This window comes from Oryzihumus leptocrescens, from assembly GCF_006716205.1.
In the GTDB taxonomy this organism is placed as follows: Bacteria; Actinomycetota; Actinomycetes; order Actinomycetales; family Dermatophilaceae; genus Oryzihumus; species Oryzihumus leptocrescens.
This window is the reverse complement of record NZ_VFOQ01000001.1, coordinates 3,265,575-3,277,748: the sequence shown is the minus strand read 5'-3', so window position 1 is coordinate 3,277,748 and position 12,174 is coordinate 3,265,575. Positions and strand designations below refer to the sequence as shown.

The window sequence follows — 12,174 nt, the reverse complement described above, 5'->3', positions numbered from 1 at the left end:
GGCGTAGAGTTCCCCGGTATTCGTGAAGATCTTCACAAGCGCGTGCAGGTAGCAATCAGCATGGTGAGGAAGCCGTGAGCAACAGCGAGACCGGGGCAGGGGCGACCCTCGCGTCGGGCACCCCGGCCACCGAGACCGCCGATGTGATCGTCGTCGGCGCCGGGCCGGGAGGTTCCGCCACTGCGGCCTACCTCGCCGACCACGGGCTCGACGTCCTGCTCCTGGAGAAGTCGGCGTTCCCGCGCGACAAGATCTGCGGCGACGGCCTGACCCCCCGCGCGACCAAGGAGCTCATCTCCCTCGGCGTCGACACGACCGGGTGGCAGCGCACCAAGGGCCTGCGCATCAAGGGCGGCGGCCACACGCTGCAGCTCGACTGGCCCGAGACCGACCACTTCCCCTCCTACGGCATGGTGCGCACGCGCGCCCAGCTCGACGAGACCCTCGCCCGGCACGCGCAGTCCCGCGGCGCCCGGCTGGAGGAGCGCACCAGCGTCACCGGGCCGGTCCTGGACGCCGCCGGACGGGTCGTCGGCGTCACCGGGCGACGGGTCGACGAGCGCGGCCGCGCCTCCGGCGACACCGTCACCTACCGCGCCCCCGTGGTCATCGCGAGCGACGGCGTCTCCAGCCGCCTCGCGACCGCCGTCGGTCGGCCCAAGCGGGAGGACCGCGTCATGGGCGTCGCCGTCCGCGCCTACTACCGCACGCCGCGCCGCGACGACTACCTCGAGTCCCACCTCGAGCTGTGGACCCGCGACGACTCCGGCAACCGCATCCTCATGCCCGGCTACGGCTGGCTCTTCCCGCTCGAGGACGGCCGTACCAACGTCGGCCTGGGCACGCTCGACACCACCTCGGCCTTCCAGAAGACCGACTACAAGGACGTCATGCGGCGCTGGGTCGAGGACATCGACGCCGACTGGCACCTCGAGCACGACGACTCCGCCGGCCCGATCCGTGGCGCCGCGCTGCCGATGGGCTTCAACCGCAGCCCGCTCTACGCCGACGGCCTGCTGCTCGTCGGTGACGCCGGCGGCATGGTCAACCCGTTCAACGGCGAGGGCATCGACTACGCCCTCGAGGCCGCGCGCGTCGGCGCCGAGCTCGTCGCCCAGGCGCTGGCCCGCCCGAGCGACGCCGAGCGCGAGCGCGTCCTGGCCACCTACCCCAAGGTGATGAAGGACGAGCTCGGTGGCTACTTCACGCTGGGCCGCTGGTTCGCGCACGCGATCGGCAACCCGGAGGTGATGCGCCTGGCCACGAAGTACGGCCTGCCGCGCACCACGCTGATGAAGTTCCTGCTGAAGGTGATGGCCAACCTCGCGGAGCCGCACGGCGGCACCGCGGGCGACCGGCTGATCACCGCCCTGTCCAAGATGGCCCCGGCGGCATGAGCCGGACGGGCGCCCCTAGGATTGGGCCGTTTGGAGACGTGGCCCCGCGTTCGCGGATGGTTGGCCTCGCCAACGTGACCCACTCCGGACAGACTGCCGTGAGCGAGATGATCAACCGAAAGGGGAGCGTGTCGGGATGACCAACCCCTACGTCCCACTCCTGTTCCTGGCCGCCATCGGCGGCGGATTCGCCGTCTTCTCGGTGGTCGCGGGGTCCCTGGCCGGGCCCAAGCGCTACAACCGCGCGAAGCTCGACGCGTACGAGTGCGGCATCGAGCCGACACCGCACGCGAGCGGCGGCGGCAAGGTGCCGATCAAGTACTACCTGACGGCCATGCTGTTCATCGTCTTCGACATCGAAGGCGTCTTCCTCTACCCGTTCGCGGTGGCCTTCAACAAGCTCGGCCTGTTCGCGCTGGTGGAGATGGTCCTGTTCATCATCACGGTGTTCGTCGCCTACGCCTACGTGTGGCGTCGCGGCGGTTTGGAGTGGGACTGATGGGTATCGAGGAGAAGCTCCCCGCGGGCTTCCTGCTCACCACGGTCGAGCAGCTGGCCGGCTACATGCGCAAGAGCTCGGTGTGGCCCGCCACGTTCGGCCTGGCCTGCTGCGCCATCGAGATGATGGCCGTCGGCACGCCGGACTACGACATCGCCCGCTTCGGCATGGAGCGCTTCTCGGCGACCCCGCGCCAGGCCGACCTGATGATCGTCGCCGGCCGGGTCAGCCAGAAGATGGCCCCGGTCGTGCGCCAGGTCTACGACCAGATGCCCGAGCCCAAGTGGGTCATCTCGATGGGCGTCTGCGCCAGCAGCGGCGGCATGTTCAACAACTACGCCATCGTCCAGGGCGTCGACCACATCGTGCCGGTCGACGTCTACCTGCCCGGCTGCCCGCCGCGGCCGGAGATGCTGCTCAACGCGATCATCACCCTGCACGAGCAGATCCAGAACACGCCGCTGGGCGTCAACCGCGTCAAGGCCGCCCGCGCCGCCGAGGAGGCTGCGCTCAAGGCGACGCCGACGCACGCCATGAAGGGGCTGCTCGCATGAGCTCCGACGACAAGAAGGTCCCCACCGACAAGGCCCAGGAGACCGGCGGCGCGCCGACCGAGGCCGGGCGCGACAACCTGCCGACCGCACCGGGCACCCCCGAGGTCGTCTCTGTCCGCCACGGCATGTTCGGTGCCTCCGACAGCGGCGACACCAGCGGGTATGGCGGGCTGGTCGCCCCGGTGCTCTTCCCCGCGCCGGCGCAGCGGCCCTACGGCCGCTACTTCGACGAGGTGGCCGACCACCTCGAGCGGGCGCTCGAAGGCGCCGAGGGCTTCGGTCGCGCCATCGAGAAGGTCATCGTCGACCGCGGCGAGCTGACCCTGTTCGTGCGTCGCGAGGACCTGCTGACCGTGGCCCGCGCGCTGCGCGATGACCCGGCCCTGCGGTTCGAGATGTGCACCGGCGTCTCCGGCGTGCACTACCCGCACGAGACCGGCCGCGAGCTGCACGCCGTCTACCACTTCCTGTCGATCACCCACGGTGGTCGCCGGGTCCGCGTCGAGGTCACCTGCCCCGACGACGACCGCCACATCCCGTCGATCGTCGGCATCTACCCGGCCAACGACTGGCACGAGCGCGAGACCTGGGACATGTTCGGCATCGAGTTCGACGGTCACCCCGCGCTGACCCGGATCCTCATGCCGGACGACTGGCCCGGCCACCCCCAGCGCAAGGACTACCCCCTCGGCGGCATCCCCGTCGAGTACAAGGGCGCCACCATCCCGCCGCCGGACCAGCGGAGGTCCTACAACTGATGAGCACCGACCAGATGCATGCAGGCGACGTCTACGCGACCGGCGTCGCCGACGAGGCCGACGCCGAGGGCGCGCGCGTCTTCAACGCCGCGGGCGGCGACTGGGACACCATCGCCGACGAGGCCTCCGCGCTCCACGAGGAGCGCATCGTCGTCAACATGGGCCCGCAGCACCCGTCCACGCACGGCGTGCTCCGGCTCATCCTCGAGCTCGACGGGGAGACCGTCACCGAGACGCGGGCCGGCATCGGCTACCTGCACACGGGCATCGAGAAGAACATGGAGTTCCGCACCTGGACCCAGGGCGTGACCTTCTGCACCCGGATGGACTACCTCACGCCGCTGTTCAACGAGACGGCGTTCTGCCTCGCGGTGGAGAAGCTGCTCGGGATCACCGACCAGATCCCCGAGCGGGCCAGCATCATCCGCGTGCTCATGATGGAGCTCAACCGGATCTCCTCCCACCTCGTGGCCCTGGCCACCGGTGGCATGGAGATGGGCGCCACCACCGTCATGACCGTCGGCTTCCGCGAGCGTGAGCGGATCCTGTCCATCTTCGAGATGGTCACCGGCCTGCGCATGAACAACGCCTACGTCCGCCCCGGCGGCGTGGCGCAGGACCTGCCCCCGGGCGCCATCGACAAGATCCGCGACGCGATCCCGGCGATCCGCAAGGGCCTCGGCGAGCTCGAGCTGCTGCTCAACGAGAACCCGATCCTCAAGGGCCGCACCGTCGACGTGGGCTACCTCGACCTGACCGGGTGCATGGCGCTGGGCATCACCGGGCCGGTGCTGCGCTCGGCCGGCCTGCCGCACGACCTGCGCAAGCTGGACCCGTACTGCGGCTACGAGACCTACGACTTCGACGTCATCACCCGCGACTCCTGCGACTCCTACGGTCGCCTGCGCATCCGCATCGACGAGATGTACGAGTCGCTGAAGATCGCCGAGCAGGCGGTCGACCGGCTGCAGGCCACCCCCGGCCCGGTCATGGTCGAGGACAAGAAGATCGCCTGGCCGGCCCAGCTGGCCATCGGCGGCGACGGCATGGGCAACAGCCTGGACCACATCCGCGAGATCATGGGCACCTCGATGGAGTCCCTCATCCACCACTTCAAGCTGGTGACCGAGGGCTTCCGCGTGCCGCCGGGCCAGGCCTACGCCGCGATTGAGTCGCCCAAGGGCGAGCTCGGCTGCCACGTCGTCTCCGACGGCGGCACGCGCCCCTACCGCGCGCACTTCCGCGACCCGTCGTTCAACAACCTGCAGGCCACGGCCGCGATGTGCGAAGGCAGCCAGGTCGCCGACGTCATCGTCGCCGTCGCCTCGCTCGACCCCGTGATGGGAGGCGTGGACCGTTGAGCGGCACCACGAGCAACCCGAACTACGGCGCCGTGCCTGCGCCGACGAGCGAGCCCTACGAGGCCGACGTCCTGGCCGGCCTGCACCGTGACGCGCAGGAGGTCATCGGGCGCTACCCGGTGAAGCGCTCCGCGCTGCTGCCGCTGCTGCACCTCGTGCAGTCCGTCGACGGCTACGTCTCCACCCGGGGCATCGAGTTCTGCGCGGAGGTCCTCGACCTCACCGCGGCCGAGGTCAGCGGCGTCGCGACGTTCTACACGCAGTACAAGCGCCACCCCAACGGCGAGTACACCGTCGGCGTCTGCACCAACACGCTGTGCGCCGTCATGGGCGGCGACCAGATCTGGGACGAGGTCAGCGAGCACCTCGGCATCGGCCACGACGAGACGACGCCCGACGGCAAGATCACCCTCGAGCGGGTCGAGTGCAACGCGGCGTGCGACTTCGCGCCGGTGGTCATGGCCAACTGGGAGTTCTTCGACAACCAGACGCCGGAGTCCACCAAGACCCTGGTCGACGACCTGCGCGCCGGTCGCGACGTCAAGCCCACCCGTGGCCCCTCGCGCGTGTGCAGCTTCAAGCAGGTCTCCCGCGTCCTGGCGGGGTTCAACGACGGCCTCGCCGACGAGGGCGTGGGTGCCGGTCCGGCCTCCCTGGAGGGCCTGAAGGTCGCGAGGGACCGCGGCTGGGGCGAGGGCAGCAACGGCAACCAGCAGAACGAGGCGACCTCCGACGCGATGGCGGCCGGACGGCATACCTCCACGGACACCCCTGCCGAGGGTGACGGGAAGGCGGAGAAGTGAGCACGCAGCTGACGCCGATCCTGACGAAGTTCTGGGACGACCCGCAGTCGTGGACCCTCGAGACCTACGAGAAGCACGACGGCTACAAGGCGCTGAAGAAGGCGCTCGGCATGCCCCAGGCCGACCTGGTCCAGATGACCAAGGACTCCGGCCTGCGCGGGCGTGGCGGCGCCGGCTTCCCCACCGGCATGAAGTGGGGCTTCCTGCCCGCTCCTGACGGTGGCCCCCGCTACCTCGTCGTCAACGCCGACGAGTCCGAGCCGGGCACCTGCAAGGACATCCCGCTGATGATGGCGGCCCCGCAGTTCCTCATCGAGGGCGTGGCGATCACGTCCTACGCGATCGGCTGCAACCACGCCTTCATCTACCTGCGTGGCGAGGTCGTCCACGTCTACCGCCGCCTGCTGCGCGCGGTCGAGGAGGCCTACGCCAAGGGCTACCTCGGCAAGAACATCATGGGCACGGGCTTCGACCTCGACGTCACGGTCCACGCCGGCGCCGGCGCCTACATCTGTGGCGAGGAGACCGCGCTGCTGGACTCCCTCGAGGGTCGCCGCGGCCAACCGCGCCTCAAGCCGCCGTTCCCGGCGGTCGCGGGCCTCTACGCCCGCCCGACGGTGGTCAACAACGTCGAGTCCATCGCCTCCGTGCCGCCGATCCTGCTGCACGGCGCCGAGTGGTTCTCCGACATGGGCACCGAGAAGTCGACCGGGTTCGGCATCTTCAGCCTCTCCGGCCACGTCACCCGCCCGGGCCAGTACGAAGCCCCGCTCGGCATCACGCTGCGCGAGCTGCTCGACATGGCCGGCGGCATGCGCGGCGGCAAGAAGCTGAAGTTCTGGACCCCGGGTGGCTCGTCCACGCCGCTGTTCACGGACGAGCACCTCGACACCCCGCTGGACTTCGAGTCCGTCGCCGCCGCCGGGTCGATGCTCGGCACCCGCGCGCTCCAGATCTTCGACGAGACGACCTGCGTGGTGCGAGCGGTCGAGCGGTGGACCGACTTCTACGCGCACGAGTCCTGCGGCAAGTGCACCCCGTGCCGTGAGGGCACGTGGTGGCTCAAGCAGATCCTCGCGCGCCTCGAGCACGGTGAGGGCAGCGAGGAGGACCTCGAGAAGCTGCTCGACATCTGCGACAACATCCTCGGCCGGTCGTTCTGCGCGCTCGGTGACGGTGCCACTAGCCCGATCACGAGCAGCATCCAGTACTTCCGCGAGGAGTACCTCGCCCACCTGGAGCACGGTGGCTGCCCGTTCGACCGGAACGCCTCGACGCTCTTCGCGAAGGAGACCGTGTCCGCATGACCGCCACCACCAGCACGGACCTGGTCAACCTGACCATCGACGGGGTGCCCGTCAGCGTCCCGAAGAACACCCTGGTGATCCGCGCCGCCGAGGAGGTGGGCGTCCAGATCCCGCGGTTCTGCGACCACCCGCTGCTCGAGCCCGTCGGCGCCTGCCGTCAGTGCCTCGTCGACGTCGCCACCCCGGGCCCTGACGGCTCGCTGCGCGCGTTCCCCAAGCCCCAGGCCTCCTGCACCATGACGGTCAGCGAGGGCATGGAGGTCAAGACCCAGCACACGTCCAAGGTGGCCGACAAGGCCCAGCAGGGCGTGATGGAGCTGCTGCTCATCAACCACCCGCTGGACTGCCCCGTCTGCGACAAGGGCGGCGAGTGCCCGCTGCAGAACCAGGCGCTGTCCAACGGCCGGCCCAAGAGCCGGTTCGAGGACGTCAAGCGGACCTACCCCAAGCCGATCAACATCTCCTCGCAGGTGCTGCTCGACCGGGAGCGTTGCGTCCTGTGCGCCCGCTGCACCCGCTTCTCCGACCAGATCGCCGGTGACCCGTTCATCGCGCTGGTCGAGCGTGGCGCGCTGCAGCAGATCGGCATCTACCAGGAGAAGCCGTTCGAGTCCTACTTCTCCGGCAACACCGTGCAGATCTGCCCGGTGGGTGCCCTCACCGGCGCGGCCTACCGCTTCCGCTCCCGCCCGTTCGACCTCGTGTCGACCCCGAGCGTGTGCGAGCACTGCGCCAGCGGCTGCGCCACCCGCACCGACCACCGTCGTGGCTCGGTCCTGCGCCGCATGGCCGTCAACGACCCGGCGGTCAACGAGGAGTGGAACTGCGACAAGGGCCGCTGGGCGTTCACCTACGCCACGCAGGCCGACCGCATCACCGAGCCGCTCGTGCGCGACGAGGACGGCAGCTTCCGCGTGGCCTCCTGGCCCGAGGCCCTCGACGTGGCCGCCCGTGGTCTCGAGGCGGCCCGCGACGCCAAGGGCGTCGGCGTGCTCGTCGGTGGCCGCGTCAGCGGCGAGGACGCCTACGCCTACAGCAAGTTCGCCCGTATCGCGCTCCAGACCAACGACATCGACTTCCGGGCCCGCCCGCAGTCGGTGGAGGAGGCCGAGTTCCTCGCGCACCACGTCGTGGCCACCGGCCCCGGTGGCGGCGGCGTGACCTACGCCGACCTCGAGACCGCCCCGACCGTCGTGCTCGTGGGCTTCGAGCCCGAGGACGAGTCGCCGATGGTCTTCCTGCGCCTGCGCAAGGCGTTCCGCAAGCACGGCACGCGCGTCTTCTCGGTCGCGCCGTTCGCCACGCGCGGGCTGGAGAAGCTCGGCGGGACGCTGATCCGCACCGCCCCCGGCACCGAGGCCGAGGTCCTGACGGCCCTGGCCGAGGAGAAGATCGAGGTCGTCGAGACCTCCAAGGCGCTGTCGACCGAGGGCGCGGTCGTGCTCGTCGGTGAGCGCCTGGCGACCGTGCCCGGTGCGCTGTCCGCCGCGGCCGCCCTCGCCAAGACGACCGGTGCCCGCCTCGCGTGGGTCCCGCGTCGTGCCGGTGAGCGTGGCGCGCTCGAGGCCGGTGCCCTGCCCAACCTGCTCCCCGGAGGCCGCCCGGTCACCGACTCCGCCGCCCGCGCCGAGGTCGGCGAGGCCTGGGGCGTCGTCGGGCTGCCGGAGGCCGTCGGCCGCGACACCGCCGAGATGCTCTCCGCGGTCACCGCCGGCAACCTCGCCGGCCTGGTCGTCGGCGGCGTCGACCCGGCCGACCTGAGCCGGTCCCGTGACGCGCTCGACGCCCTGGCCCGCGCCTTCGTCGTCTCCCTCGAGGTCCGCGAGAGCGCGGTCACCGAGCGCGCCGACGTGGTGCTGCCGGTGGCGCCGCACGCCGAGAAGGCCGGCGTCTTCGTCGACTGGGAGGGCCGGGTCCGCCCGTTCGAGGCGGCCCTCGACACCAACGCCATGAGCGACCACCGGGTGCTCGACCTGCTGGCCGACGCGATGGGCGAGTACCTCGACGTCCGCACGCTGGCCGCGGCCCGTGCCGACATGGAGCGGCTCGGCCCGTGGAGCGGCGCGCGCGCCGCGGCACCGACCGTCGCCCCGGCCGAGGTGCCGTGGACCGACAGCGGTCAGGCCGTGCTCGCCACGTGGCACCACCTGCTCGACGAGGGCAGGATGCAGGACGGTGAGCCGTTCCTCGCGGGCACGGCGCCCACGGCGGTGGCCCGCCTCTCGGCGACCACGGCTGCGGTCGCGGGCGTCGCGGACGGCGAGCTGCTGACGGTGTCGACCCCGACCGGGGCCATCACCGTCCCGGCGGTGATCACCGACATGGCCGACCACGTGGTCTGGCTGCCGACCAACTCGCGCGGCAGCGCGGTGCGATCGACGCTCGGCGTCGACGCCGGCGCTGTCGTGACTCTCACCAAGGGTGGTGCCGCATGAGCCTCGCCGGCTCGCTCGCACACGCGACGACAGGCGTGACGTCCCTCGTCCCGACTCTGGACCGGCCCGTCGCCGACTTCAGCGACACCCCGTGGTGGCTGTCCCTGGTCAAGGCGCTGCTCGTCTTCGTGTTCCTGCTGGTCAACACGCTGCTGGTGATCTGGTTCGAGCGCCGCGTGATCGGCCGGATGCAGCAGCGTCCCGGCCCGAACCGCACCGGCCCGTTCGGCCTGCTGCAGACGCTGGCCGACGGCGTGAAGCTGGCGCTCAAGGAGGACCTGACCCCCAAGAACGCCGACAAGCTCGTCTTCATCCTGGCCCCGGTCATCGCCGGTGCCATGGCGTTCGTGTCGTTCGCGATCATCCCGCTGGGCCCGACGGTGAGCATGTTCGGCCACCTGACGCCGCTGCAGCTGACCGACATCCCGGTCGCGGTGCTGCTCGTCCTGGCCGTCGCCGGCGTCGGTGTCTACGGCATCGTGCTGGCCGGCTGGTCCTCCGGCTCGACCTACCCGCTGCTCGGTGGCCTGCGCTCCACCGCCCAGGTCATCTCCTACGAGATCGCCATGGGCCTGTCGCTGGTCGCGGTGTTCATGTACTCCGGCTCGATGTCGACCTCGCAGATCGTCAGCTCGCAGAAGAGCCTGTGGTTCATCATCCCGGCGTTCTTCAGCTTCGGCGTCTACGTCATCACCATGGTCGGCGAGACCAACCGTCTGCCGTTCGACCTCGCCGAGGGCGAGGGTGAGCTCACCGGTGGCTTCCACACCGAGTACTCCTCGCTGAAGTTCGCCATGTTCTTCCTGGGCGAGTACGTCAACATGTTCACCGTCTCGGCGCTGGCCACGACGATGTTCCTCGGTGGCTGGCAGGCGCCTCCCGGCATCGCCGCCATCAACGACGGCATGTTCAACCACGGCTGGTGGGGCCTGCTCTGGTTCGTCGTCAAGCTCTGGCTGTTCATGTTCTTCTTCGTCTGGTTGCGTGGCTCCCTGCCGCGTGTGCGCTACGACCAGTTCATGCGCTTCGGCTGGAAGTTCCTCATCCCGGTCACCCTCGCGTGGGTCGTCGCCGTCGCGTTCATCCGCGGCGCGCAGCTGTCCTTCTTCGGCGGCAACACCCGCACGGCCACGCTCATCGTGGTCGGCGTGATCGCCGTCGTCGCCCTGGCCGCGGCCTGGGTCTGGGACGGGCGTCGCGCCGAGAAGGAGCGCACGTCCCGGGTCGAGGTCCCCGAGGAGATCGACCCGTTCGCGGGCGGCTACCCGGTGCCGCCGCTGCCCGGCCAGCGCCTGCGTGAGCCCAGCCTGCAGGTGGCCGCCACGGCCGCCCCCACGTCCACCACCACCCCGGAGGCCAACCGTGGCTGAGAAGAACACGGAGGCGGGCTCCAAGAGCTGGCTGTCCGACCTCCTCGCACCCGTCGGCGGATTCGGCGTCACCTTCGCCACCATGTTCCGCAAGCTGGAGACCGAGGAGTACCCCGAGGAGAAGCGGCCGACCCAGCCGCGCTTCCACGGTCGGCACCAGCTCAACCGTCACCCCGACGGCCTGGAGAAGTGCGTCGGCTGCGAGCTGTGCGCGTGGGCCTGCCCCGCGGACGCGATCTACGTCGAGGGCGCGGACAACACCGAGGAGGAGCGCTTCTCCCCGGGTGAGCGCTACGGCCGCGTCTACCAGATCAACTACCTGCGCTGCATCTTCTGCGGCCTGTGCATCGAGGCCTGCCCGACGCGCGCGCTGACGATGACCAACTTCTACGAGCTGGCCGACGACGACCGCGGCAAGCTCATCTACGAGAAGCAGCAGCTGCTCGCCCCGCTCCAGGAGGGCATGCTCCAGCCGCCCCACCCGATGGTGGAGGAGATGGAGGAGCGCGACTACTACCAGGGCAAGGTCTCCACGGCCACGCCCTCGCAGAAGCAGTGGGTCGAGCTGCACACCAAGCGCGACGAGGTCGCGGTCGAGGAAGGCGGTGTCACCCGATGACCAGCGGTGGTGAGGCGTTCCTCTTCTGGGTCCTCGGCCCGATCAGCGTCATCGCGGCGCTGGGCCTGCTGTTCGCCAAGAAGGCCGTGCACGCGGCCCTGGCGATGGCCCTGGTGATGATCAACCTCGGTGTCTTCTACATCGCGCAGAACGCCGACTTCCTCGGCATCGTGCAGATCTTCGTCTACACCGGCGCGGTCATGATGCTGTTCCTGTTCGTGCTCATGCTCGTCGGTGTCGACTCCTCGGACTCCCTCGTCGAGACGATCAAGGGCCAGAAGTGGGTGGCGCTGCTGCTCGCCCTCGGCCTGGGTGGCCTGCTGGTGAGCACCATCGGCCGGGTCACGTTCCCGGCCGCTGCCGGCCTGACGCGGGCCAACGCCGACGGCAACGTCACGGGCGTGGCCAACCTGATCTTCGGCAAGTACGTCTGGGTCTTCGAGGTCACCAGCGCCCTGCTCATCACGGCCGCCCTCGGCGCCATGGTCCTGGCGCACCGCGAGCGGCTCACCGAGCGGCTCACCCAGCGCGAGTGGTCCGAGCGTCGCTTCCGCGAGGGCAAGAACCTCGCCGGCCTGCCCGCCCCCGGTGTCTACGCCCGCCACAACGCGGTCGACACCCCGGCGCTGCTGCCCGACGGCACGCCGAGCGAGCTGTCCGTATCGCGGGTGCTCACCGCCCGTGAGCAGGTCCACACCCCCGAGCGCTACGAAGAGGCCGAGCAGGCCATCGAGCGAGAGATCGAGGAGGGTCGGGCCCGATGAGCCTGGTCAACTACATCTACCTGTCGGCCATCCTGTTCGCGATCGGCGCGGCCGCGGTGCTCGTGCGGCGCAACTCGATCGTCATCTTCATGGGCGTCGAGCTCATGCTCAACGCGACCAACCTCGCGTTCGTGACGTTCGCCCGCATGCACGGCTCGCTCGACGGCCAGGTCGTCGCGCTGTTCGTCATGGTGGTGGCGGCCGCCGAAGTGGTCGTCGGCCTGGCGATCATCATGGCCATCTTCCGTGCCCGACGCTCGGCCTCGGTCGACGACGCCAACCTGCTGAAGCTGTAAGGAGCGCAACA

General features: G+C 70.1%; 12 protein-coding genes. All 12 read left to right on the top strand.

Annotation, left to right across the window (positions count from 1 at the left end):
* Positions 1–74: 74 nt before the first annotated feature.
* The 12 genes from FB474_RS15455 to nuoK all read left to right on the top strand — a co-directional run bounded on the left by FB474_RS15455 (position 75) and on the right by nuoK (position 12,163).
* Positions 75–1,397: a geranylgeranyl reductase family protein gene (locus FB474_RS15455; RefSeq protein WP_141789453.1), complete on the top strand. Its 1,323-nt coding sequence runs from the start codon at positions 75–77 to the stop codon at positions 1,395–1,397.
* Between the two features lie 136 nt (positions 1,398–1,533).
* The gene (locus FB474_RS15450) at positions 1,534–1,896 is read left to right on the top strand and encodes an NADH-quinone oxidoreductase subunit A (protein ID WP_141789452.1); all 363 of its coding nucleotides are present in this window, start codon (positions 1,534–1,536) and stop codon (positions 1,894–1,896) included.
* Positions 1,896–2,450 (top strand): NuoB/complex I 20 kDa subunit family protein, encoded by a 555-nt coding sequence (locus FB474_RS15445; protein ID WP_141789451.1) that lies wholly within the window; start codon positions 1,896–1,898, stop codon positions 2,448–2,450. Before FB474_RS15450 ends, FB474_RS15445 begins: the two co-directional genes overlap by 1 nt.
* Entirely contained in the window at positions 2,447–3,208 is a 762-nt protein-coding gene (locus FB474_RS15440; protein ID WP_141789450.1) for an NADH-quinone oxidoreductase subunit C, read from the top strand. Before FB474_RS15445 ends, FB474_RS15440 begins: the two co-directional genes overlap by 4 nt.
* Positions 3,208–4,569 carry an NADH-quinone oxidoreductase subunit D gene (locus tag FB474_RS15435; RefSeq protein WP_141789449.1) on the top strand — a complete coding sequence of 454 codons (1,362 nt, stop codon included), beginning with the start codon at positions 3,208–3,210 and terminating at the stop codon, positions 4,567–4,569. The genes FB474_RS15440 and FB474_RS15435 overlap by 1 nt, the downstream gene beginning before the upstream one ends.
* Positions 4,566–5,372 (top strand): NADH-quinone oxidoreductase subunit NuoE, encoded by an 807-nt coding sequence (gene nuoE / locus FB474_RS15430; RefSeq protein ID WP_141789448.1) that lies wholly within the window; start codon positions 4,566–4,568, stop codon positions 5,370–5,372. The genes FB474_RS15435 and nuoE overlap by 4 nt, the downstream gene beginning before the upstream one ends.
* On the top strand, positions 5,369–6,679 hold the full coding sequence (gene nuoF / locus FB474_RS15425; protein ID WP_141789447.1) for an NADH-quinone oxidoreductase subunit NuoF: 1,311 nt from the start codon (positions 5,369–5,371) through the stop codon (positions 6,677–6,679). Before nuoE ends, nuoF begins: the two co-directional genes overlap by 4 nt.
* A complete protein-coding gene (locus FB474_RS15420; protein ID WP_141789446.1) occupies positions 6,676–9,114 on the top strand; it encodes an NADH-quinone oxidoreductase subunit G in 2,439 nt (812 codons plus the stop codon). Before nuoF ends, FB474_RS15420 begins: the two co-directional genes overlap by 4 nt.
* Positions 9,111–10,484, top strand: coding sequence for an NADH-quinone oxidoreductase subunit NuoH (gene nuoH / locus FB474_RS15415; RefSeq protein WP_141789445.1), 1,374 nt, complete (start codon positions 9,111–9,113; stop codon positions 10,482–10,484). The genes FB474_RS15420 and nuoH overlap by 4 nt, the downstream gene beginning before the upstream one ends.
* On the top strand, positions 10,477–11,103 hold the full coding sequence (nuoI, locus tag FB474_RS15410) for an NADH-quinone oxidoreductase subunit NuoI (protein ID WP_141789444.1): 627 nt from the start codon (positions 10,477–10,479) through the stop codon (positions 11,101–11,103). The genes nuoH and nuoI overlap by 8 nt, the downstream gene beginning before the upstream one ends.
* Positions 11,100–11,867, top strand: coding sequence for an NADH-quinone oxidoreductase subunit J (locus tag FB474_RS15405; RefSeq protein WP_141789443.1), 768 nt, complete (start codon positions 11,100–11,102; stop codon positions 11,865–11,867). Before nuoI ends, FB474_RS15405 begins: the two co-directional genes overlap by 4 nt.
* Positions 11,864–12,163 (top strand): NADH-quinone oxidoreductase subunit NuoK, encoded by a 300-nt coding sequence (nuoK, locus tag FB474_RS15400; RefSeq protein WP_141789442.1) that lies wholly within the window; start codon positions 11,864–11,866, stop codon positions 12,161–12,163. The genes FB474_RS15405 and nuoK overlap by 4 nt, the downstream gene beginning before the upstream one ends.
* The last annotated feature ends 11 nt before the right edge of the window (positions 12,164–12,174 follow it).